At 68.8% G+C, this 21,768-nt stretch carries 20 protein-coding genes; 9 read left to right on the plus strand and 11 right to left on the minus strand.

Annotated elements, in window-relative coordinates:
* Nucleotides 1-139: 139 nt before the first annotated feature.
* From ACV229_RS13740 to upp, 11 genes are all read right to left on the minus strand, one after another.
* Nucleotides 140-1,399, minus strand: a complete 1,260-nt coding sequence (locus ACV229_RS13740) for a collagen-like triple helix repeat-containing protein (protein ID WP_448083666.1) — start codon at nt 1,397-1,399, stop codon at nt 140-142.
* 559 nt (nt 1,400-1,958) lie between these two features.
* On the minus strand, nt 1,959-2,294 hold the full coding sequence (locus tag ACV229_RS13745; protein WP_448083667.1) for a YggL 50S ribosome-binding family protein: 336 nt from the start codon (nt 2,292-2,294) through the stop codon (nt 1,959-1,961).
* A gap of 68 nt (nt 2,295-2,362) precedes the next feature.
* Nucleotides 2,363-3,832, minus strand: coding sequence for a ribonuclease G (gene rng / locus ACV229_RS13750; RefSeq protein WP_448083668.1), 1,470 nt, complete (start codon nt 3,830-3,832; stop codon nt 2,363-2,365).
* A gap of 8 nt (nt 3,833-3,840) precedes the next feature.
* The gene (locus ACV229_RS13755) at nt 3,841-4,476 is read right to left on the minus strand and encodes a Maf family protein (RefSeq protein WP_448083669.1); all 636 of its coding nucleotides are present in this window, start codon (nt 4,474-4,476) and stop codon (nt 3,841-3,843) included.
* 51 nt (nt 4,477-4,527) lie between these two features.
* Entirely contained in the window at nt 4,528-4,998 is a 471-nt protein-coding gene (rlmH, locus tag ACV229_RS13760) for a 23S rRNA (pseudouridine(1915)-N(3))-methyltransferase RlmH (RefSeq protein ID WP_448083670.1), read from the minus strand.
* 19 nt (nt 4,999-5,017) lie between these two features.
* A complete protein-coding gene (gene rsfS, locus ACV229_RS13765; protein WP_448083671.1) occupies nt 5,018-5,464 on the minus strand; it encodes a ribosome silencing factor in 447 nt (148 codons plus the stop codon).
* A 4-nt stretch (nt 5,465-5,468) separates the two neighbouring features.
* Nucleotides 5,469-6,170, minus strand: a complete 702-nt coding sequence (locus ACV229_RS13770) for a nicotinate-nucleotide adenylyltransferase (protein ID WP_448083745.1) — start codon at nt 6,168-6,170, stop codon at nt 5,469-5,471.
* Between the two features lie 54 nt (nt 6,171-6,224).
* On the minus strand, nt 6,225-7,148 hold the full coding sequence (gene hemF, locus ACV229_RS13775) for an oxygen-dependent coproporphyrinogen oxidase (RefSeq protein WP_448083672.1): 924 nt from the start codon (nt 7,146-7,148) through the stop codon (nt 6,225-6,227).
* Between the two features lie 119 nt (nt 7,149-7,267).
* Nucleotides 7,268-8,545, minus strand: a complete 1,278-nt coding sequence (gene purD / locus ACV229_RS13780; protein WP_448083673.1) for a phosphoribosylamine--glycine ligase — start codon at nt 8,543-8,545, stop codon at nt 7,268-7,270.
* A gap of 104 nt (nt 8,546-8,649) precedes the next feature.
* Nucleotides 8,650-9,378 carry a YebC/PmpR family DNA-binding transcriptional regulator gene (locus ACV229_RS13785; protein ID WP_448083674.1) on the minus strand — a complete coding sequence of 243 codons (729 nt, stop codon included), beginning with the start codon at nt 9,376-9,378 and terminating at the stop codon, nt 8,650-8,652.
* Between the two features lie 343 nt (nt 9,379-9,721).
* Nucleotides 9,722-10,372, minus strand: coding sequence for a uracil phosphoribosyltransferase (gene upp, locus ACV229_RS13790; RefSeq protein WP_010091140.1), 651 nt, complete (start codon nt 10,370-10,372; stop codon nt 9,722-9,724).
* Between the two features lie 236 nt (nt 10,373-10,608).
* On the opposite strand from upp, the gene ACV229_RS13795 reads away from it, so the two are divergent.
* The 9 genes from ACV229_RS13795 to kdpE all read left to right on the plus strand — a co-directional run bounded on the left by ACV229_RS13795 (nt 10,609) and on the right by kdpE (nt 21,709).
* Nucleotides 10,609-11,388 (plus strand): SDR family oxidoreductase, encoded by a 780-nt coding sequence (locus ACV229_RS13795; protein ID WP_448083675.1) that lies wholly within the window; start codon nt 10,609-10,611, stop codon nt 11,386-11,388.
* 70 nt (nt 11,389-11,458) lie between these two features.
* Nucleotides 11,459-11,851, plus strand: coding sequence for a methylglyoxal synthase (locus ACV229_RS13800; protein ID WP_448083676.1), 393 nt, complete (start codon nt 11,459-11,461; stop codon nt 11,849-11,851).
* Between the two features lie 219 nt (nt 11,852-12,070).
* The gene (locus ACV229_RS13805; protein ID WP_448083677.1) at nt 12,071-13,045 is read left to right on the plus strand and encodes a quinone oxidoreductase family protein; all 975 of its coding nucleotides are present in this window, start codon (nt 12,071-12,073) and stop codon (nt 13,043-13,045) included.
* A gap of 270 nt (nt 13,046-13,315) precedes the next feature.
* Nucleotides 13,316-13,408: a K(+)-transporting ATPase subunit F gene (gene kdpF, locus ACV229_RS13810; RefSeq protein WP_017331558.1), complete on the plus strand. Its 93-nt coding sequence runs from the start codon at nt 13,316-13,318 to the stop codon at nt 13,406-13,408.
* The gene (gene kdpA, locus ACV229_RS13815) at nt 13,405-15,210 is read left to right on the plus strand and encodes a potassium-transporting ATPase subunit KdpA (protein WP_448083678.1); all 1,806 of its coding nucleotides are present in this window, start codon (nt 13,405-13,407) and stop codon (nt 15,208-15,210) included. Before kdpF ends, kdpA begins: the two co-directional genes overlap by 4 nt.
* Nucleotides 15,211-15,249: 39 nt before the next feature.
* Entirely contained in the window at nt 15,250-17,361 is a 2,112-nt protein-coding gene (kdpB, locus tag ACV229_RS13820; protein ID WP_448083679.1) for a potassium-transporting ATPase subunit KdpB, read from the plus strand.
* A 41-nt stretch (nt 17,362-17,402) separates the two neighbouring features.
* Nucleotides 17,403-17,984 carry a potassium-transporting ATPase subunit KdpC gene (kdpC, locus tag ACV229_RS13825; RefSeq protein WP_448083680.1) on the plus strand — a complete coding sequence of 194 codons (582 nt, stop codon included), beginning with the start codon at nt 17,403-17,405 and terminating at the stop codon, nt 17,982-17,984.
* A 166-nt stretch (nt 17,985-18,150) separates the two neighbouring features.
* Nucleotides 18,151-21,018: a DUF4118 domain-containing protein gene (locus ACV229_RS13830; protein ID WP_448083681.1), complete on the plus strand. Its 2,868-nt coding sequence runs from the start codon at nt 18,151-18,153 to the stop codon at nt 21,016-21,018.
* Nucleotides 21,011-21,709 carry a two-component system response regulator KdpE gene (kdpE, locus tag ACV229_RS13835; protein WP_448083682.1) on the plus strand — a complete coding sequence of 233 codons (699 nt, stop codon included), beginning with the start codon at nt 21,011-21,013 and terminating at the stop codon, nt 21,707-21,709. The genes ACV229_RS13830 and kdpE overlap by 8 nt, the downstream gene beginning before the upstream one ends.
* Nucleotides 21,710-21,768: the final 59 nt, after the last annotated feature.

Genomic DNA, 21,768 nt, shown 5'->3' on the forward strand with positions numbered 1-21,768 from the left:
GGCCGATGAAGTCGGGGCGATCCCCGTAAATCGGCGAAGGAAACCGGGATGACGGGAGGGTCCGGCGGGCGCCGGCGTGGCCGGTACGCTTGCGGCCCCTCCGTCGTGCCGATCGACGGCGAAGGGGCCGCGTGGGGCGTTACTTGACCAGCCCGCCGAGCGCGGTCGTGACGGGCGCGAGCAGCCCGGTGCCGGTCTTCGTCAGCGCGCCACCTGAGGTGCCGCCTGTCAGCCCGCCGACCGGCGAGCCGCCGGCGGCACCCGAGACCGCGCCAGTCACCGTGCCGACGGCCGACGTGAGCGCACCGGCCGGGCTGCCGCCGCTTGTTGCACCGCCCGTTGCGCTGCCCAGCGCGCCGGTCGCAGTCGACACGAGCCCCGTCACCGGCGCGAGCGGATTCGTCGCGCCCGGGCTGCTGCCGCCGCCGAGCAGCGTGGTGCCCGCGTTCGCGACCGTGTTGCCGGCGGCCGTCACGACGTTGCCGACCCCGGTCGTCACCGGGTTGTTGCCCGTCTTCGCGATCGTCGTGCCGGCACCCGCGACGCCGTTGCCGACGGTCGTGACGATATTCGTGAGCGGTGCGCCGACCGGCGTGCTCGACGCAACGGTCTGCGTGACCGAGCCGACCGTCGACGTAATCGGCGTGATCGCCGAGCTCGCGGCGCCCGTGACCTGCGCGACGGGGGCCGTCGACAGCTGCGCGCCGAGCGTCGTGCCGCCGCCCGCGATCGTGTTGCCGAGCGTCGTGATCGCGCCGCCGACGGGCGACGTGACGGGCGCGAGCGGGGACAGCGCCGAACCGCTGCTGCCGAGGCTGGACACGACGCCGCCTGTCGCCGCGACCGCATTGCCGAGATTCGTGACCACGCCGCCCGTGCTGCCGACCGTCGTGCCGACCGGGTTCGACGACGCGCCGAGCTGGCCGAGCCCCGAGCCGATGCCGTTGCCGAGCGTCGTCACGGCGGCGCCCGTGTCCTGCACGACCGCACCGAGCCCTTGCGTCGTTGCGGGGCTGGCGCCCGGCACCGACTGGCCGGCGATCGTCGTGCCGACGCCGGAGACGGCGCCGCCCGCGGCAGTCACGATGTTGCTCGACGCGGCCGCCGTCTGGCCGACCGCATTGGCCGATGTGCCGCTGCTGCCCGACGTGCCGCCCGTGGTGCCCGTGCTTCCGGCGATGGTGCCGCTGCCGCTCGCGCTGCCGGAACCGCTGCCGCTGCTGCCCGAGCCGCTGCCGGTGCCGCCCGTCGTCGCGGTCGTGGTGCCCGAACCGGAACCGGAGCCGCCCGTGCCCTGGCTCAGCGTGCCGGAGCCGCCGCACGCGGACAGCGAGAGCAGGGTCGCGACGCCGGCCGCGATCAGGGTCGTTCGGAGTACTTGGCAATGAGTGTTCAACATGGTCGTGTCTTCCTCGTGTCGGGTCAATGGAACGGAGTCAGGCGGGCATCGCCGTCGGCAATGCGTCGCTGGCGAACATCTCGCCGAAGGGCGGGGGTGGTCGGCGCGTCATCGGTTGTCTCCCTGTTGTCCTGTCGTCGTCGTGCCTTGCTGTTTGCCTGGATCGGAATCCGGATCGCGTTTGAAACGAACGGTTGACATTCTTTCGTATTGCTTGCCGATCGCGTTGCGATTCGTCGGATTCTTCGCGATCAGAGTAGGTGAACGTTTGCGACACTTCCTTTAATCATCGTTAAATTGAAGTAAGCATCCGATTCACTTGTCCGATCAGGGAATGCGAGGTCAACGCGGTCGCGGGTCCGGGCGTGCGGGGGCTCGATGTGTGTGTCGTGCGTGTCGAGCGCAGTCGCGCATCGTGGCGGAAGGGGTGAGAGGGTGCAGCAGGAGAGGCAGAGGACGGGCAGAGGACAGGCAGGCGCCGGTGCGGCGCACGTGCGCGCGGCAGCGGTCCGCATCGACAGCCGGGCACGGGGCCGCGGCCGTCGATGCGACAGGACGATCAGGCCTCGGGATACCAGGCGTCGGTGAATGCGCCGAGTTCGACCTGGGCGAGTTCAGGGCGCGCTTCGAGCCACGCGCGGACCGTCTCGCGATCCGCGTCGGTCGTCGTGCCGCGCGGTGCGCCGGAGATCACGTAGGCGAGGATGCCTTCTTCCGCGGAGGCGACGGTCAACAGGCCGTTCGCCTCGACGAAGTCGATGAATGCGTCGACCATTTCGCCGCGTTCGAGGTCGGTCGGTTCGTTGCGGAATTGCGCGGAGATGGTGAAGGCCAGTTCCTGGAATTCGCCGATGTGGAGTTTCTTGCGCTGGCGGCGGTTGTAGTGCTTGCTCATGATGTGTGATGCGTGTGACTGGGTGGAAAGGGGAAATGCTGCGCCCGGTGCGGCCGGACGGCCGCGCGTTACATCAGCACGATGTCGTATTGCTCCTGGCTGAGATTCGACTCGACCTGCAGCGACACGGGCTTGCCGATGAAGTCGATCAGCATCGCGAGATGTTGCGATTCCTCGTCGAGGAACAGGTCGATCACCTGCTGCGCGGCGATCACGCGGAACTCGCGCGGATTGAATTGCCGCGATTCGCGCAGGATCTCGCGCAGGATGTCGTAGCACACGGTGCGCGGTGTCTTTACCTGGCCCTTGCCCTGGCAGGTCGGGCACGGCTCGCACAGCACGTGCGCGAGCGATTCGCGCGTGCGCTTGCGCGTCATCTCGACGAGCCCGAGCTGCGAGAAGCCGTTGACGGTCACGCGCGTGCGGTCGCGCGCGAGCGCCTTCTTCAGCTCGGAGAGCACCGCATCGCGATGCTCGGCGTTCTCCATGTCGATGAAGTCGATGATGATGATCCCGCCGAGGTTGCGCAGCCGCAATTGCCGCGCGATCGTGTGCGCGGCCTCGAGGTTGGTCTTGAAGATCGTGTCGTCGAAGTTGCGCGCGCCGACGTAGCCGCCCGTGTTCACGTCGATCGTCGTCATCGCCTCGGTCTGGTCGATCATCAGGTAACCGCCCGACTTCAGGTCGACGCGCCGCGACAGCGCGCGCTGGATTTCCGTCTCGATGTTGTACAGGTCGAACAGCGGCCGCTCGCCGGTGTAGTGGTGCAGCTTCGGGCTCACGGCCGGCGTGAACTCGCCCGCGAATTCGGCGAGGCGCTGGTACGTCTCGCGCGAATCGACCTGGATGCGCGTCGTGTCGTCGTTCGCGAAATCGCGCAGCACGCGCTGCGCGAGGTCGAGATCCTGGTACAGCAGGCTCGTCGCCGGCAGCCGCTGCGCCTGCGCCACGATCGTCGCCCAGGTCTTGCGCAGGTACGTGACGTCGCCGGCCAGTTCGTCGGACGTCGCATCCTCCGCGATCGTGCGCACGATGTAGCCGCCTTTCTCGTCCGGCGGGATCACCGCGGTCAGGCGCGCGCGCACGGCCTCGCGCTCGGCCTCGCTCTCGATCTTCTGCGAGATGCCGATGTGCGGCTCCTGCGGCAGGTAGACGAGCGTGCGGCCCGCGATGCTGACCTGCGTCGACAGCCGCGCGCCCTTCGTGCCGATCGGATCCTTGATCACCTGGACCATCAGCGTCTGGCCTTCGAACACGGTCTTCTCGATCGGCTGGTGCGGCGCGCTCGACTGCGGCTCGCCCGCGAGGCGCGGCTGCCAGATGTCGGCGACATGCAGGAACGCCGCGCGCTCGAGGCCGATGTCGATGAACGCCGACTGCATGCCGGGCAGCACGCGCACGACCTTGCCGAGATAGATGTTGCCGACCCGCCCGCGCGACAGCGTGCGCTCGACGTGAAGCTCCTGCACCGCGCCTTGCTGGACGAGTGCGACCCGCGTTTCCTGCGGCGTGAGGTTGATCAGGATTTCTTCGTTCATTTTGGGATTCAGAAGTCGACGCACGCGGCGCGCAGCAGTGCCGCGGTCTCAAAGAGGGGCAGACCCATGATACCCGAATGGGAGCCGGCGATTTGCTCGACGAATTCGGCCGCGCGCCCCTGGATCGCGTATGCGCCGGCCTTGCCGAACGGCTCGCCGGTCTCGACGTAGCGCGCGAACGCGTCGCGCGATGCGGCCGCGAAGCGCACCGACGAACGCGACAGCGAAGGCGGCAGCAGTTCGCCGCGCGCATCGACCACCGCCACCGCGGTCAGCACTTCGTGCTCGCGCCCGGCGAGGCGGCTGAGCATCGCGAGCGCGTCGGCGGGGTCGGCCGGCTTGCCGAGGATCGCGCCGTCGATCGTCACGGTGGTATCGGCGACGAGCAGCGGCGCGGCCGGCTTGCCGCTCGCGACGAGGCGTGCACGCGCGGCCTCGGCCTTCGCGACGGTCACGCGCAGCACGTAGTCGTCGGCGGCTTCGCCGGGCAGCTCGGCTTCGAGCGCTTCGGCGTCCTCGTCGGGGCGGGGCAGCAGCAGTTCGAAGCGCACGCCGATCTGCTGCAGCAGCTCCTGGCGGCGCGGACTTTGCGAAGCGAGGTAAAGCGTCGGGAAAAGCTCGGAGGCGGTGCTGGACGGCGGCATGGTGTCGTTATCTCGTGGGGCGCGCGACGCGCGCGTCGCGAGGACGACGCGTCACGCGCGGTGATAGGGGTGATTCTGCGTGATGCTCCACGCCCGGTAAAGCTGTTCGGCGAGCAGCACGCGCACCATCCCGTGCGGCAGCGTCATGCTCGAGATGCGCAGCAGCAGGTCGGCGCGCGCCTTCAGCTCCGGATCGAGGCCATCGGCGCCGCCGATCACGAACGCAACGTCGCGGCCGTCCTGCTGCCAGCCGGGCAGCGCCTGGGCAAGCTGCATCGTGGTCCAGTCACGGCCGCGCTCGTCGAGCGCGACGATCCGCGCGTTCTTCGGCAGCGCGGCCTCGATCTTCTGCCGCTCGGCGGCCATCACGCTTTCGGCGCTGCGGCCGCCGGAACGCAGTTCCGGCTTGATCTCGCGCAGCTCGATGCGCAGCTCGGGCGGCATCCGCTTCGCATATTCGTCGAAGCCGGACGCGATCCAGCCGGGCATCTTGTGGCCGACCGCGAGGATGAAGAGCTTCATCGGGACGATTCGTGACGACTCAGCGGCGGCGCGCGGGCGTCTTCCGCGCCGGACGGGCGACTTCTTCCTCGTCTTCGTCGTCGTCGTTGCTTGCCGCAGCCGCGCCGTTCGGGCTCTTGCCGCCGCCGAGCTTCATGCGGACCGGCTTGTCGCCCCAGATTTCCTCGAGGTTGTAGTACTGGCGCAACGCGGGTTGCAGGATGTGCACGACCGCGTCGCCGCAGTCGACGAGCACCCATTCGCCGGTGTCCTCGCCTTCGGAGCTGACGACGTCGCCGCCGGCTTCCTTGACCTTCTCGCGCACGCTCGACGCGAGCGCCTTGGTCTGGCGGTTCGACGTGCCGGACGCGACGATCACGCGATCGAACAGCTCGGTCAGGTGGCTCGTGTTGAACACTTTGATGTCTTGCGCCTTGATGTCTTCGAGAGCGTCGACGATCACGCGCTGCAGTTTGCGAATATCCATGGATTCAGGATTGGTAGAGACGATGTTGAAGAATATAGGCCCACACGGCGGGCGGCACGTGCTCGGCCGCCGCGTCGGGCATGTGCGCACGGCGAGCGAGGCAATCGCGCAGGTGCGCGCGGATGTCGGTCGCGGCGATGTCGAACGCGAGTGTCGTGTCGATCAGCAGGCGCCCGGCCGGCGTGGCCATCAGCACGTCCGCGCCGGCCTGCCGCGCGGCGACTTCCTGCGCGACCGCCTGCGGCGCCGCAGCAAGCTCGAAACCGGGGCGCGTCGACACGCAGATGTGCGCGTAGTCGAACAGCCGCCGCCAGTCGTGCCACGTATCGAGGCGCACGAGCTGGTCGGCGCCGATCAGCAGCGACAGCGATGCATCCGGACCGACCCGTTCGCGCCAGCGCGCGAGCGTATCGACCGTATAGGTCGGCCCCACGTGCTCGATCTCGTCGGTCGCGACGCTGACCGTCGCGCCAGGCAGCGCGAACGCGCTCGCGGCGGCGCGCGTCATCGCGAGGCGGTGCTCGGCCGCGGACACGTCGCGCTTCTGGTACGGCTGCCCGGCGGGCAGCAGCACGAGCTCGGTCAGGCCGAGCACCTCGGCGAAGCGGCGCGCGAGCGCGAGGTGGCCGTCGTGGATCGGGTCGAACGTGCCGCCCAGCAGGCCGATACGGCGTGGCAGCGGGGCGGGTCGGGCGGTGGTGTCCAGAAAAAGCGTCCTTTGTGTTGCGGTGCGGTACGTTGCGATGGGCGCGCGCGGGGCTCAGACCCAGTCGCGCGGCACGATGAAGTCGCTGTACAGGCGCGCTTCAGGCGTGCCCGGCTCGGGCTGCCAGTTGTAGCGCCAGTTCGCGACGGGCGGCATCGACATCAGGATCGACTCGGTCCGGCCGCCGCTTTGCAGGCCGAACAGCGTGCCCCGGTCGAACACGAGGTTGAACTCGACGTAGCGGCCGCGGCGGTAAGCCTGGAACGCGCGCTCGCGCTCGCCGTACGGCGTGTCGCGGCGGCGCTCGACGATCGGGAGGTAGGCGGCCAGGAACGCGTCGCCGACGCGCTGCATCATCTCGAACGCCCGTTCGAAACCGGGCTCGGCGAAATCGTCGAAGAAGATCCCGCCGATGCCGCGCGCTTCATTGCGGTGCTTGAGGAAGAAATACTCGTCGCACCACTTCTTGAAGCGCGGATACAGGTCCGCGCCGAACGGATCGAGCGCATCCTTGCAGGTCTGGTGGAAGTGCCGCGCGTCGTCCTCGAAACCGTAAATCGGTGTCAGATCCATGCCGCCGCCGAACCAGAACACGGGTTCCTCGCCGGGCTTCGTCGCGATCAGCATCCGCACGTTCATGTGCACGGTCGGGCAATACGGATTGCGCGGGTGCAGCACGAGCGACACGCCGATCGCCTCGAAGCCGCGGCCCGCGAGCTGCGGGCGCGCTGCGCTCGCCGACGGCGGCAACGCGTCGCCCGCGACGTCGGAAAAGCCGATGCCTGCGCGCTCGAACACCTGTCCGTCCTCGAGGATGCGCGTGCAGCCGCCACCGCGCAACCGCTCGCCGGGCGCGCGCTGCCATGCGTCGGTCGCGAGCGGCGTGCCGTCGAGCGCGCCGAGCGCGTCGGCGATGCGCGTCTGCAGGCCTTGGAGGTACGCGCGCACGCGCGCCACGTCGTAGGTCGAATCGGTCATGTCAGGACTGGGTGCCCCCTTCGGAAAAGGGTGTGCGTAAAAATGCATCTGCCGGGCATTCTATCGAACCCCGGCAGAGGAGAGGGCACGCCGCTCGGCGGCGCGCCCGGTTGCCAACGTCACACGCTCTTGCGATTCAGCGCGCGGTAGCCGATGTCGCGGCGGTACTGCATGCCTTCGAAATTGATCTGGTTGATCGTTTCGTAAGCGTGCTGCTGCGCCTCGCGCACCGAATCGGCGAGGCCGACCACGCACAGCACGCGGCCGCCCGACGTCGTCAGCTTGTCGCCATTGAGCGTCGTGCCCGCGTGGAACGTCACGGCCTGCTCGGTCTCGGCCGGGATGCCGTTGATGCGGTCGCCCTTGCGCGGCGCGTCCGGATAGCCGTGCGCGGCCAGCACGACGCCGAGCGCAGTGCGGCGGTCCCAGTCGAGCTCGACCGTGTCGAGCGTGCCCGCGATCGCCTGCTCGACGACCTTCGAGAAATCGCTCTTCAGGCGCGCCATGATCGGCTGCGTCTCGGGGTCGCCCATCCGGCAGTTGAATTCGAGCGTGCGCGGATTGCCTTCCTTGTCGATCATCAGGCCCGCGTACAGGAAGCCCGTGAAGCGGATGCCGTCCTTCTCCATCCCGCGTACGGTCGGCATGATGATCTCGCGCATCACGCGCGCATGCATCTGCGGCGTGACGATCGGCGCGGGCGAATACGCGCCCATGCCGCCCGTGTTCGGGCCGCGGTCCTCGTCGAGCAGGCGCTTGTGGTCCTGGCTGGAAGCCAGCGCGAGCGCGTGCTTGCCGTCGACCATCACGATGAAGCTCGCTTCCTCGCCGTCGAGGAACTGCTCGATCACGACGCGCGCGCCGGCATCGCCGAGCTTGTTGCCCGACAGCATCATGTCGACGGCCGCGTGCGCTTCTTCCAGCGTCATCGCGACGACGACACCCTTGCCCGCGGCGAGGCCATCGGCCTTGACGACGATCGGCGCGCCCTTCGCGTCGATGTACGCATGCGCGGCGACCGCGTCGGAGAAGGTTTCGTAGTCGGCGGTCGGGATGCCGTGGCGCTTCATGAACGCCTTTGCGAAATCCTTCGAGCTTTCGAGCTGCGCCGCTTCGCGGGTCGGGCCGAAGACCTTCAGCCCGCGCGCGCGGAACAGGTTGACGATGCCGGCCGCAAGCGGCGCTTCCGGGCCGACGAGCGTGAACGCGACGCCTTCGCTTTCCGCGAAATCGGCGAGCGCGTCGAGCGACGTGATGTCGACATTCTTCAGGCGCTCGTCCTGCGCCGTGCCGCCATTGCCGGGCGCGACGTAGACCATCTGGACGCGCGGCGACTGCGCGAGCTTCCACGCCAGCGCATGTTCGCGGCCGCCGGAACCGACGACGAGTAGTTTCATGGGATTCCCCGCAGACTAGAAAACAGGGCGGCCGGCACGCTCAGGCGCGCCGGCCGCGATATCGGTCGGGCCGCCGCCGCGAGCGTTGCACGGCGGCAGGCATCTCATTCCTCGACGACGATGGCGTTCGTGTACACGTCCTGCACGTCGTCGAGGTTCTCGAGCGCGTCCAGGAGCTTTTGCATCTTCACCGCGTCATCGCCGGTGAATTCGACTTCGTTCTGCGGCTTCATCGTCACTTCGGCGAGTTCCGCCTTGAAGCCGCCGGCTTCGAGCGCGTCCTTCACCTTCGAGAATTCCTGCCAGTCGCACAGCACTTCGATCGAGCCGTCGTCGTTCGTGCTGACGTCGTTCGCGCCCGCCTCGAGCGCCGCTTCCATCAGCGCGTCTTCCGACGTGCCCGGCGCGAACAGGAACTGGCCGACGTGATCGAACATGAACGCGACCGAGCCGTCGGTGCCCATGTTGCCGCCGAACTTCGAGAACGCGTGGCGCACTTCGGCGACCGTGCGGGTACGGTTGTCGGTCAGCGTGTCGACGATGATCGCCGCGCCGCCGATGCCGTAGCCTTCGTAGCGGATTTCCTCGTAGTTCGCGCCGTCCGCGCCGCCGACGCCGCGGTCGATCGCGCGCTTGACGTTGTCCTTCGGCATGTTAGCGTCGGCCGCCTTGTCGACTGCGAGACGCAGGCGCGGGTTCGAGCCGATGTCGCCGCCGCCGAGGCGCGCCGCGACCTGAATTTCCTTGATCAGGCGGGTCCAGATCTTGCCGCGCTTCGCGTCGGCCGCTGCCTTCTTATGCTTGATGTTGGCCCATTTCGAGTGACCAGCCATACGTTTCTCCGTCGCCCGGGCGCAGTGCGCGGGCGTTTAAGCCAATGTGTCGTTGAATCGGCGGCCGCTTGGGCGGGCATGAAGCCGCGGGGCCGCGTGTCGAGTGGATCGGGATTTTATCACGCGGCGGGCGCTCGCTTGAGGCCTCCGCGCATGGCCGAACGGCCGGAGGCGGCTGCCAGGGAGCGTCCGCCGCCTCGCACGGCCGAAGGCCGCGGATTCGCAGGACGGACACCGCGGCGTCCGTCCGCCGGACGGATCGCCCGCGGTTCGCCGGCGTCCGGGTGGCCGGCCCCGGATGGCCGTCCCCGGATGGCCGTCCCCCGGTTCGCCGGCCGTCCCGTCAGTTCTTCGTGCCGAACAGGCGGTCGCCCGCGTCGCCGAGGCCCGGCACGATGTACGCGTGCTCGTTCAGGTGCGAGTCGAGCGACGCGACGTACAGCTTCACGTCCGGATGCGCATCCTGGAACACCTGCACGCCTTCCGGCGCGGCGACGAGCGCGACGAACATGATGTTCGCGGCCGGCACGTTGCGGCGCTTCAGCACGTCGACCGCATGCACGGCCGAGTAGCCGGTCGCGACCATCGGGTCGCACAGGATGAAGATCCGGTCCTCGAGGTCCGGCAGGCGCACGAGGTATTCGACCGGGCGGTGGTCGTCCGCACGATACACGCCGATATGGCCGACGCGCGCCGACGGAACGAGGTCGAGCAGGCCGTCCGACATCCCGACGCCCGCGCGCAGCACCGGCACGATCGCGAGTTTCTTGCCGGCGATCACCGGCGCGTCGATCTCGACGAGCGGGGTTTCGACCCGCTTGGTCGTGATCGGCAGGTTGCGGGTGATCTCGTAGCCCATCAGCAGCGTGATCTCGCGCAGTAGCTCGCGGAACGTGCGCGTCGACGTGTCCTTGTCGCGCATGTGGGTCAGCTTGTGCTGGATCAGCGGGTGATCGAGGATGAAGAGATTCGGGAAACGGCTGTCCTGTTTCATGACGGGGTGCCCAGGGGCAAAAGGGGATCGGGGCGGCAGGCGGGCGGCGGGCCCGTTTGCGCGCAATGACGCAAGTTTACCAAGACGGCTCGCGCGATCCGGATATTATCGACGTCTCACCGACAACCCGCGCGCTGTCAGCGCCCGTTTGCGCGCGTTCGTGCGCGCGTCGCCGGCCCGTGTCCGGCGTGAACGGGCGGGCGGCCGGCGGCGCGCCTCAACCAGGGACATCGACGATGGATCTCGGCATCGCAGGAAAGACCGCGCTCGTGTGCGCGGCAAGCAAGGGCCTCGGGCGCGGCTGCGCGGAAGCGCTGGCCGCCGAGGGCGTGAATCTCGTGATCGTCGCGCGCACGCGCGACACGCTGGAGGCGACCGCGGACGCGATCCGCCAGGCGTCGGGCGTGTCCGTGACCGCGATCGCGTGCGACATCACGACGCCGGACGGGCGCGCGGCCGCGCTCGCCGCCTGTCCGCAGCCGGACATTCTCGTGACGAATGCGGGCGGCCCGCCGCCGGGCGATTTCCGCGATTTCTCGCACGACGACTGGATCCGTGCGCTCGAGTCGAACATGCTGACGCCGATCGAGCTGATCCGCGCGACCGTCGACGGCATGATCGCGCGCCGCTTCGGCCGGATCGTCAACATCACGAGTTCGGCGGTGAAGGCACCGATCGACGTGCTCGCGCTGTCGAACGGCGCGCGCTCGGGGCTGACGGGGTTCGTCGCGGGGCTCGCGCGCAGGGTCGCCGCGCACAACGTGACCGTCAACAACCTGCTGCCGGGCCTGTTCGACACCGACCGGATCGCGACGACGCTCACCGCGCAGGCGAGCGCGCAGGGCGTGACCGTCGACGAGATGCGCGAGCGGCGCGCGAAGGACATCCCGGCCGGACGCCTCGGCACGCGCGACGAGTTCGGTGCCGCGTGCGCGTTCCTGTGCAGCGTGCACGCGGGCTACATCACCGGGCAGAACTGGCTGCTCGACGGCGGCGCCTATCCGGGAACGTTCTGACGGGCGCGGCGCTTGCCGCGCTGCTTGCTTTCAACTGACGACAACACACTGAACGACGAAGGATCTGGAGATGAGCACACCCCGCATCGCGCTGATTGCGCACGACGCGAAGAAGGACGAGATCGTCGCGCTCGCGGGCGAATATCGCGCGACGCTCGCGCAATGCCGGCTGGTCGCGACCGGCACGACGGGCGGCCGCATCGCGGCCGCGCACGGGCTCGACGTCGAGCGCAAGCTGTCCGGGCCGCTCGGCGGCGACCTGCAGATCGGCGCCGAGCTGGCCGAGGGCCGGGTCGACATCGTCGTGTTCCTGCGTGACCCGATGACCGCGCAGCCGCACGATCCGGACATCACCGCGCTCGTGCGCGCGTGCGACGTGCATAACGTGCCGTGCGCGACCAACGCCGCGACTGCGCGGATGCTGCTCGACGACCTGATGCGGAAGGTGGTGGGGGCCGGCTAGGTGAGGGCCGCCTGGGTGCGGCCGGCCCGGCGAGGCGCCGGAACACGGTAGTCGTCGGAATTGTCCCTGTTGTCGGCAGGGCAATGCAGGGATCGTCGCGACGCGCGAGAATCGGGCGTCGCGATGCACGGCTCGCCCGGAATCAGGCCGGAGCAGGGCGCGCAGCATCGCCGGACCCGAACTTTCCCCAGACAGAACACGAAGACAAGGAGCGAAACGATGCCGAAAGCAATCCGATACGACCAGGCCGGCGGCCCGGACGTGATGAAGTGGGTCGATGTCGAGGTCGGCGAGCCGCAGGCGGGCGAGGTCCGCATCAGGCAGCACGCGGTCGGGCTCAACTACATCGACGTGTATTTCCGTACGGGCCTCTATCCGCAGCCGCTGCCGGGCGGCCTCGGGATGGAGGCGGCGGGCGAGGTGACGGCGGTCGGCGCCGGCGTCACCGCGTTCAAGCCGGGCGATCGCGTCGCCTATTGCGGGCAGCCGCCGGGTGCGTATGCGCAGGAGCGCGTGATGTCCGCCGAGCGCCTGGTCAGGCTGCCGGACGGGATCAGCTACGACGACGCGGCGTCGGTGATGCTGCAGGGCCTGACCGCGCATTACCTGCTGCGCCGCACGTACCCGGTGAAGGCCGGCGACACGATCCTGATCCACGCGGCGGCGGGCGGGGTCGGCCTGCTCGCGTGCCAGTGGGCGAAGGCGCTCGGCGCGACCGTGATCGGCACGGTCGGCTCCGACGAGAAGGCCGAGCTCGCGAAGGCGCATGGCTGCGACCATCCGATCGTCTACACGCGCGAGAACTTCACGCAGCGCGTGAAGGAGATCACGAACGGCGCGGGCGTGCCGGTCGTCTACGATTCGATCGGCAAGGATACCTACATCGGCTCGCTCGACTGCCTCGCGCCGCTTGGGCTTTTCGTCAGCTTCGGCAACGCGTCGGGCCCGCTGCCGCCGATCGACTCGAAGGAATTCTCGTCGCGCGGCTCGCTGTTCTTCACGCGGCCGACGCTGTTCTCGTACATCGCGAAGCGCGCGGACCTCGAAGCGGCAGCCGCCGAGCTGTTCGACGTGCTCCTGTCGGGCAAGGTGAAGACCAGCATCAACCAGCGCTATCCGCTCGCGGAAGTCGCACGCGCGCACGCCGATCTCGAGGCGCGCAAGACCACCGGCTCGACGATCCTGATCCCCTGACCCCGCCGCGCCGGCCAGGCGCCGGCACGTGACCTCCCGGGCGGCGCTGCGGCGCCGCTCGTGCGTTTACGCCTTTTTTACATCCGCCCCGGCACCTTTGACCCGTCCTTTACGCGCGTTCCAATAACGTTCTAGTCGTCTGATTTCGACGATGGAGCACACAAAAATGGATGCGGTTTTCATCGGCGGTCTTGTGCTGTTCACGGCACTGATCGTTGGCTTGGTCGCCGGTTGCGAGAAGCTTGCGCAATACGGTCGCGGGGGGCGAGCATGACCTGGATGCTGTGGTTGGCGGGTGCTTCGACCGCCTTGCTGTTCGCGTATCTCGTCTATGCGCTGCTGCGCGCGGAGGACATCGAATGAACGCGAACAATCTGTTCCAGTCGCTGCTGTTCATCGTCGTCTTGCTGGCGGCGGCCGTGCCGGTCGCGCGCTATCTGACCGCGGTGATGGACGGCAGCTCGCGCGTCGTGCGTGTGTTCGGCCCGCTCGAACGCGTGCTGTATCGCATCGCCGGCGTCGACGCCAGCCGTGAAATGAACTGGAAGCAATACGCGATCGCGACGATTGCGTTCAACGCGCTCGGCGCGCTGTTCCTGTATGCGCTCTTGCGCGTGCAGGGCATGCTGCCCGGCAATCCGCAGCAGTTCGGCGCGATGACGGTCGACGGCGCGTTCAACACGGCGGTCAGCTTCGTCACCAACACGAACTGGCAGGACTACACGCCCGAGCAGACAGTCAGCTACCTGACGCAGATGCTCGGTCTCACCGTGCAGAACTTCCTGTCCGCGGCAACCGGCATCATCGTCGTGATCGCGCTGATCCGCGGCTTCGCGCGCCATACCGCGCAGACCATCGGCAACTTCTGGGTCGACCTGACGCGCGTGACGATGTACGTGCTCGTGCCGATGTCGGCCGTGATCGCGGCGCTGCTGATCAGCCAGGGCGCGATCCAGAACATGAAGGCGTACGAGGACGTGCCGGCGCTGCAGACGACCACCTACGCCGCGCCGAAGCTCGATGCACAGGGCAACCCGGTCAAGGACGACAAGGGCAACCCGGTGACGGTGCCGACCCAGCTCACGAAGCAGACGCTCGCGATGGGCCCGGTCGCGTCGCAGGAAGCGATCAAGATGCTCGGCACCAATGGTGGCGGCTTCTTCAACGCGAACTCCGCGCACCCGTACGAGAACCCGACGCCGTTCGCGAACTTCATCCAGATCTTCGCAATCCTGATCATCCCGGCCGCATTGTGTCTCGTGTTCGGCCGCATGGTCGGCGACCGCCGGCAGGGCATCGCCGTGCTCGCGGCGATGACGGTCGCGTTCGCGATCGCCGTCGGCGTCGAGGTGAGCGCCGAGCAGGCTGGCAACCCGACGCTCAATACGCTGCGTGTCGACCAGTCGGCGAGCGCGCTGCAGTCGGGCGGCAACATGGAAGGCAAGGAAACCCGCTTCGGCATCGCGCAGAGCAGCATCTTCACGGTCGCGACCACGGCCGCGTCGTGCGGCGCGGTGGACACGATGCACGATTCGCTGACGCCGCTCGGTGGCCTCGTGCCGATGCTGCTGATCCAGCTCGGCGAAGTGATCTTCGGCGGGGTCGGTTCGGGCCTCTACGGGATGCTCGTGTTCGCGCTGCTCGCGGTGTTCGTCGCCGGCCTGATGATCGGCCGCACGCCCGAATACGTCGGCAAGAAGATCGAGTCGTACGAGATGAAGATGGTGTCGATCGTCGTGCTGCTCACGCCGCTGCTCGTGCTCGTCGGCACGTCGATCGCGGTGCTCGCGGACGCCGGCAAGGCCGGTATCGCGAACCCGGGCCCGCACGGCTTCTCGGAAATCCTGTACGCGTTCAGCTCGGCCGCGAACAACAACGGCAGCGCATTTGCCGGTCTGACGGTCAGCACGCCGTTCTACAACTGGCTGACGGCGATCGCGATGTGGTTCGGCCGCTTCGGCACGATCGTGCCGGTGCTCGCGATCGCGGGCTCGCTCGCCGCGAAGAAGCGCATCGCCGTGACGAGCGGCACGCTGCCGACGCACGGGCCGCTGTTCGTCGTGCTGCTGCTCGGCACGGTGCTGCTGGTCGGTGCGCTGACCTACGTGCCCGCGCTCGCGCTCGGGCCCGGTGTCGAGCACCTGATGATGTGGTTGGGCGCCTGAGCGGCGCGCTGACAAACAAAAGGCATTGAAGAGATCGCAATGACTCAACATTCCGCAACACGGTCCATGTTCGATCCGGCGCTGCTGCGCCCGGCGATCGTGGACTCGTTCAAGAAACTTACGCCGCGCACGCAGTTCCGCAATCCGGTGATGTTCTGCGTGTACGTCGGCAGCATCCTGACGACGATCCTGTGGGTGGCCGCGCTCGCGGGCCAGGCCGAGGCGCCTGCGGGCTTCATCCTCGCGGTGTCGCTGTGGCTGTGGTTCACGGTGCTGTTCGCGAACTTCGCGGAGGCGCTCGCCGAAGGGCGTTCGAAGGCGCAGGCCGCATCGCTGCGCAGCGCGAAGCGCGACGTGATGGCGAAGAAGCTCAACGAGCCGCATCCGAAGTCGCCGATCCGCATCACGACCGCGACCGAGCTGCGCAAGGGCGACGTCGTGCTGGTCGAGGCGGGCGACGTGATCCCGGCCGACGGCGAGGTGGTGGACGGCGTCGCGTCGGTCGACGAGTCGGCGATCACCGGCGAATCCGCGCCGGTGATCCGCGAATCGGGCGGCGACTTCTCGTCGGTGACGGGCGGCACGCGCGTGCTGTCCGACTGGATCGTCGTGAAGGTCACCGCGAACCCCGGCGAGGCGTTCCTCGACCGGATGATCGCGATGGTCGAAGGCGCGAAGCGCAAGAAGACGCCGAACGAGATCGCGCTGACGATCCTGCTCGTCGCGCTGACGATCGTGATGCTGCTCGCAACCGCGACGCTGCTGCCGTTCTCGATCTTCTCGGTCGAGGCGATGAAGGCCGGCCACGTGGTGACGATCACCGCGCTCGTCGCGCTGCTCGTGTGCCTGATCCCGACGACGATCGGCGGCCTGTTGTCCGCGATCGGCGTGGCCGGGATGAGCCGGATGATGCAGGCGAACGTGATCGCGACGTCGGGCCGCGCGGTGGAAGCGGCCGGCGACGTCGACGTGCTGCTGCTCGACAAGACCGGCACGATCACGCTGGGCAACCGCCAGGCATCGACGTTCCTGCCCGCGCCGGGCGTGACGGAAGAGGCGCTTGCAGACGCCGCGCAGCTGTCGTCGCTCGCCGACGAGACGCCGGAAGGCCGCAGCATCGTCGTGCTCGCGAAGGAGCGCTTCAACATCCGCCAGCGCGACATGGCGCAGCTGCACGCGACGTTCATCGGCTTCTCCGCGCAGACGCGGATGTCCGGCGTCGACATGTCCCCCGAGGGGACTTCCTCCGGGGCGCCGCACCGCGAGATCCGCAAGGGTGCGGCCGATGCGATCAAGCGCTATGTCGAGACGCACGGCAGCCGCTTCCCCGAGGAAGTGCGCCGCGCGGTCGACGACGTCGCCCGCCGCGGCAGCACGCCGCTCGTGGTGGCCGAACTGCATGAAGCGGCCGCGCGCGTGCTCGGCGTGATCGAGCTGAAGGACATCGTGAAGGGCGGCATCAAGGAGCGCTTCGCGGAACTGCGCAAGATGGGCATCAAGACCGTGATGGTGACGGGCGACAACCGGCTGACCGCGGCGGCGATCGCAGCGGAAGCGGGCGTCGACGACTTCCTCGCGGAAGCGACGCCGGAAACCAAGCTCGCGACGATCCGCGAGCACCAGGCGGCAGGGCGCCTCGTCGCGATGACGGGCGACGGCACCAACGACGCGCCGGCGCTCGCGCAGGCGGACGTCGCGGTCGCGATGAACAGCGGCACGCAGGCGGCGAAGGAAGCCGGCAACATGGTCGACCTCGACTCGAACCCGACGAAGCTGATCGAGATCGTCGAGATCGGCAAGCAGATGCTGATGACGCGCGGCTCGCTGACGACGTTCTCGATCGCGAACGACATCGCGAAGTACTTCGCGATCATCCCGGCCGCGTTCGTGACCACGTATCCGCAGCTGAAGGTGCTCGACATCATGCACCTGACGTCGCCGTCGTCCGCGATCCTGTCGGCGGTGATCTTCAACGCGCTGATCATCATCGCGCTGATCCCGCTCGCGCTGAAGGGCGTCACGTACCGTCCGCTCGGCGCCGCGTCGCTGCTGCGCCGCAACCTGCTGGTCTACGGGCTCGGCGGCGTGCTGCTGCCGTTCCCGTTCATCAAGCTGATCGACATGACGCTCGCCGCGCTCGGCTGGGCCTGACACGGCCCGGCCCAGGCGGCCCCATTTGAAGGAAATTTGCTATGAAAACGTTGATTCGTCCGCTTATCGTGATCTTCGTCGTGCTGACCGCGGTGACGGGGCTCGCCTATCCGGCCGTGATGACCGTGTTCGGCCAGGTCGCGTTCCCGTCGCAGGCGAACGGCAGCCTGATCGAGAAGGACGGCAAGGTGGTCGGCTCCGCGCTGATCGGCCAGCAGTTCGATGCGCCGAAGTACTTCTGGGGCCGTCTGTCGGCCACCTCGCCGATGCCGTACAACGCGACCAACTCCGGCGGCTCGAACCTCGGCCCGCTGAACCCGTCGCTCGCCGACCAGGTGAAGGCGCGCATCGCCGCGCTGCACGACGCAGGCACCGACATGTCGAAGCCGGTGCCGGTCGACCTCGTGACCGCGTCCGCGAGCGGGCTCGATCCGGAGATCACGCCGGCCGCCGCGGCCTACCAGGTCGAGCGTGTCGCGAAGGCGCGCAACCTGTCGCCGGACGCGATCGCGCAGCTCGTCGCCGCGAACACGAGCGGGCGCCAGTTCGGCGTGCTCGGCGAGCCGCGGGTGAACGTGCTGAAGCTGAACCTCGCGCTGGACGCGGCGCAGGCCGCGCACTGAGCGCGGCGCGCGCACACCCGGCAGCACCCGGCATCCCGCGCGGCACCGCGCCGCGCGGGATGCGCTCTGGCTCGACGGCGCACGTGCGCCGTCTTTGCCTTTTGTGGCGATTTGGATCAACAATGCTCGTACATACGCTTACACACGCGCCTCGCACGCCTCACGCATGAACCGTCCCGATCCCGACCAACTCCTCGACAAGCTGCAGCGTGACGAAGAAAAGCAGCGGCGAGGCCAGCTCAAGATCTTCTTCGGCGCATCCGCCGGCGTCGGCAAGACCTACGCGATGCTGCAGGCCGCGCGCCAGCGCAAGCAGGACGGCGTCGACGTCGTCGTCGGCATCGTCGAGACCCATGGCCGCAGCGAAACCGCCGCGCTGCTCGACGGCCTCGACGTGCTGCCGCTCACGCGGATCGAATATCGCGGCCGCAAGCTGGCCGAATTCGATCTCGACGCCGCGCTTGCGCGCAAGCCCGAGCTGGTCCTCGTCGACGAGCTCGCCCACTCGAACGTGCAGGGCGCGCGCCACCTGAAGCGCTGGCAGGACGTGTACGAGCTGCTCGATGCGGGGATCGACGTCTATACGACCGTCAACGTTCAGCATCTCGAGAGTCTGAACGACGTGGTCGGCGCGATCACCGGCATCCGCGTGTGGGAAACCGTGCCGGACCGCGTGTTCGACGCGGCCGACGAGGTGACGCTCGTCGACCTGCCGGCCGAGGAACTGCTCGCGCGGATGCGCGACGGCAAGGTCTATCTCGCGCAGCAGGCCGAGCGCGCGGTGCGCAACTTCTTCCGCAAGGGCAACCTGATCGCGCTGCGCGAGCTCGCGCTGCGGCGCACCGCGGACCGCGTCGATGCGCAGATGCGCGAATACCGGGCGGACCGCTCGATCCAGCGCATCTGGCAGGCGCGCGAGCGGCTGCTCGTGTGCGTCGGGCCGGGCCCCGAGGCGCCGACGCTCGTGCGCGCGGCCGCGCGTCTCGCCGCGAGCCTGAAGGCCGACTGGATCGCCGTCTACGTGGAGACGCCGAAGCTGCAGCGGCTGCCCGACGCGCAGCGCGAGCGCACGCTGAACGCGCTGAAGCTCGCCGCCGAGCTCGGCGCGGAGACGGCGACGCTCGCCGGCGGCGACGCGGTCGCCGCGCTGATCGGCTACGCGAAGGTGCGCAACGTGTCGAAGGTCGTCGCGGGCGGCTCGCAGAAGACCGGGCTCGCGCGCTGGTTCGCGCGGCCGTTCGGCGAGAAGCTCGCGGAGCGCGCGGGCGACGTCGACCTGATGCTGATCCGCGCGTCGGCGAGTGACGAGGTGCGCGCAGCGCCCCTCGACGCGCGCGCGCGCGACTGGCGCGACGCGTTCGCGAGCCTCGGCGGCCATCGGTCGCCGCCGCGCCATTACGCGTACGCGGCCGCGATCTGCGCGGCGATCACCATGGTCGCGAGCGTCGTGTCCGAGCGGCTCGACCTGACGAACCTCGTGATGCTGTACCTGCTCGGCGTCGTGTTCTCGGCGGTGCGCCTCGGGCGCGGGCCGGGCGTGCTGCAGTCGTTCCTGTCGGTGGCCGCGTTCGATTTCTTCTTCGTGCCGCCGCGCATGTCGTTCTCGGTCAGCGACACGCAATACCTGCTGACGTTCTTCGGGATGCTGCTGACGTCGCTCGTGATCAGCCACCTGACGTCGACGCTGACCCGCCAGGCGAGCGTCGCGCAGCGCCGCGAGCGCCGCACGGGCGCGATGTACGCGATGGCGCGCGAGCTGGCCGCGGCGCTGACCACCGAGCAGATCGTCGAGATCGGCAGCCGCCACGTGAGCGAGGTGTTCCGCGCGCGCGTCGCGATCCTGCTGCCCGACAGCGTGGACAAGGTGCAGCAGAAGATCGAGGAGCCGGACGCGGCCGTCACGCTGACGGGCGCCGATCTCGACAGCGACGTCGGCCAGTGGGTGTACGACCAGCAGAAGCCGGCCGGCCGCGGCACCGACACGCTGCCCGCGACGGCTGCGCTGTACCTGCCGCTGAAGGCGCCGATGCGCACGCGCGGCGTGCTTGCGGTCGTGTCGAAGGATCCGCGCGAGCTCGAGGTGCCCGAGCAGCAGCGGATGCTCGATGCGTTCGCCGCGCAGATCGCGCTCGCGCTCGAGCGCGTGCACTATGTCGAGATCGCGCGCGACGCGCTCGTCAGCATGGAATCGGAGCGGCTGCGCAACTCGCTGTTGTCGGCGATCTCGCACGACCTGCGCACACCGCTCACGACGATCGTCGGCTTTTCGTCGATGCTCGCGAACGCGCGTGCGGCCGCGCAGCGCGGCGATCCGGCGGCCGTGCCGCGGCACGGGCCGCGCGAGGACGAGCTTGTCGAGGCGATCCACGACGAGGCGCTGCGGATGACGGGCATCGTCACCAACCTGCTCGACATGGCGCGGCTGCAGGCGGGCAGCCTGCAGCTGAAGCGCCAGTGGTCGCTGCTCGAGGAAACCGTCGGCGCGGCGCTTGCCGCGTGCCGGCGCGTGCTCGCGCGACATCCGGCGCGCGTCGCGCTGCCGCCCGACCTGCCGCTGCTGCAGATGGACGCGGTGCTGATGGAGCGGCTCTTTTCCAACCTGTTCGAGAACGCCGCGAAATACACGCCGGCGGACACGCCCGTCGAGATCGGTGCCGAGCGCGTGACCGAAGACGGCCTGCCGTTCGTGCGCGTGCACGTCGACGATTACGGCCCGGGCCTGCCGCCGGGCATGGAAACGCGGATCTTCGACAAGTTCACGCGCGGCGAGAAGGAATCGGCGACGCCGGGCATCGGGCTCGGCCTCGCGATCTGCCGCGCGATCGTCGAGGCGCACGGCGGTAGAATCGGCGCGTTCAACCGCACGGCACCCGACGGGCGCGTGACAGGCGCGCGCTTCTGGTTCACGCTGCCGGTCGAGACGCCGCCCGCAACACCCGCCGTGTCCGAAGACGAAGCAGAGGCGCTGCACGCGCTGCCAGATGCGCCACGAGATGCGCCACCCTCATCCGAGCCACCGCCAGACCATGAGTGAACCGAGCCTGACCGTCGTCCTGATCGAGGACGAAAAACAGATCCGCCGTTTCGTGCGCGCCGCGCTCGAGGAGGAGGACATCGCCGTATTCGAGGCCGAGACCGGCAAGCAGGGGCTCATCGACGCGGCGACGCGCAAGCCGGATCTCGTGATCGTCGATCTCGGCCTGCCGGACACCGACGGCCTCGACGTGATCCGCGAGTTGCGCGGCTGGTCCGAGGTGCCCGTGATCGTGCTGTCCGCACGCACGCAGGAGGAAGAAAAGGTCGCCGCGCTCGACGTCGGCGCCGACGACTACCTGACCAAGCCGTTCGGCGTGTCGGAGCTGCGCGCGCGGATCCGCGCGCAGTTGCGGCGGCGCAACCAGGGCGGCGCGAACGAGTCGCCGAAGGTGAACTTCGGCACGGTGTCGGTCGACCTCGCGCTGCGCCAGGTCTGGCGCGACGGCGAGATCGTGCACCTGACACCGCTCGAATACCGGCTGCTCGCGACGCTCGTGCGCCACGCGGGCCGCGTGCTCACGCACCGCCAGCTGCTGCGCGACGTATGGGGGCCGTCGCACGTCGAGAGCCATCACTACCTGCGCATCTACATGGCGCACCTGCGCCAGAAGCTCGAGCGCGACCCCGCGCAGCCCGAATACATCATCACCGAGACGGGCGTCGGCTACCGGCTCGTCGGCGCTGCGTGACTCGGGCAGCGCGTGGGCACGGCGGCAGCGCGGTGTGTCGCGCGGCTGCCATTCATCGC

The sequence above is a fragment of the Burkholderia sp. MR1-5-21 genome, from assembly GCF_053427715.1.

What these genes read in the sequence shown, in the direction of transcription:
- ACV229_RS13800 (WP_448083676.1), top strand. Translation starts at nt 11,459, where the DNA reads ATGAGCACACCCCGCATCGCGCTGATTGCGCACGACGCGAAGAAGGAC.
- ACV229_RS13830 (WP_448083681.1), top strand. Translation starts at nt 18,151, where the DNA reads ATGAACCGTCCCGATCCCGACCAACTCCTCGACAAGCTGCAGCGTGAC.
- hemF (WP_448083672.1), bottom strand. Translation starts at nt 7,148, where the DNA reads ATGACCGATTCGACCTACGACGTGGCGCGCGTGCGCGCGTACCTCCAA.
- ACV229_RS13740 (WP_448083666.1), bottom strand. Translation starts at nt 1,399, where the DNA reads ATGTTGAACACTCATTGCCAAGTACTCCGAACGACCCTGATCGCGGCC.
- ACV229_RS13745 (WP_448083667.1), bottom strand. Translation starts at nt 2,294, where the DNA reads ATGAGCAAGCACTACAACCGCCGCCAGCGCAAGAAACTCCACATCGGC.
- kdpB (WP_448083679.1), top strand. Translation starts at nt 15,250, where the DNA reads ATGACTCAACATTCCGCAACACGGTCCATGTTCGATCCGGCGCTGCTG.
- kdpE (WP_448083682.1), top strand. Translation starts at nt 21,011, where the DNA reads ATGAGTGAACCGAGCCTGACCGTCGTCCTGATCGAGGACGAAAAACAG.
- ACV229_RS13795 (WP_448083675.1), top strand. Translation starts at nt 10,609, where the DNA reads ATGGATCTCGGCATCGCAGGAAAGACCGCGCTCGTGTGCGCGGCAAGC.
- purD (WP_448083673.1), bottom strand. Translation starts at nt 8,545, where the DNA reads ATGAAACTACTCGTCGTCGGTTCCGGCGGCCGCGAACATGCGCTGGCG.
- kdpC (WP_448083680.1), top strand. Translation starts at nt 17,403, where the DNA reads ATGAAAACGTTGATTCGTCCGCTTATCGTGATCTTCGTCGTGCTGACC.
- ACV229_RS13755 (WP_448083669.1), bottom strand. Translation starts at nt 4,476, where the DNA reads ATGCCGCCGTCCAGCACCGCCTCCGAGCTTTTCCCGACGCTTTACCTC.
- kdpF (WP_017331558.1), top strand. Translation starts at nt 13,316, where the DNA reads ATGACCTGGATGCTGTGGTTGGCGGGTGCTTCGACCGCCTTGCTGTTC.
- ACV229_RS13785 (WP_448083674.1), bottom strand. Translation starts at nt 9,378, where the DNA reads ATGGCTGGTCACTCGAAATGGGCCAACATCAAGCATAAGAAGGCAGCG.
- rng (WP_448083668.1), bottom strand. Translation starts at nt 3,832, where the DNA reads ATGAACGAAGAAATCCTGATCAACCTCACGCCGCAGGAAACGCGGGTC.
- upp (WP_010091140.1), bottom strand. Translation starts at nt 10,372, where the DNA reads ATGAAACAGGACAGCCGTTTCCCGAATCTCTTCATCCTCGATCACCCG.
- ACV229_RS13805 (WP_448083677.1), top strand. Translation starts at nt 12,071, where the DNA reads ATGCCGAAAGCAATCCGATACGACCAGGCCGGCGGCCCGGACGTGATG.
- rsfS (WP_448083671.1), bottom strand. Translation starts at nt 5,464, where the DNA reads ATGGATATTCGCAAACTGCAGCGCGTGATCGTCGACGCTCTCGAAGAC.
- kdpA (WP_448083678.1), top strand. Translation starts at nt 13,405, where the DNA reads ATGAACGCGAACAATCTGTTCCAGTCGCTGCTGTTCATCGTCGTCTTG.
- rlmH (WP_448083670.1), bottom strand. Translation starts at nt 4,998, where the DNA reads ATGAAGCTCTTCATCCTCGCGGTCGGCCACAAGATGCCCGGCTGGATC.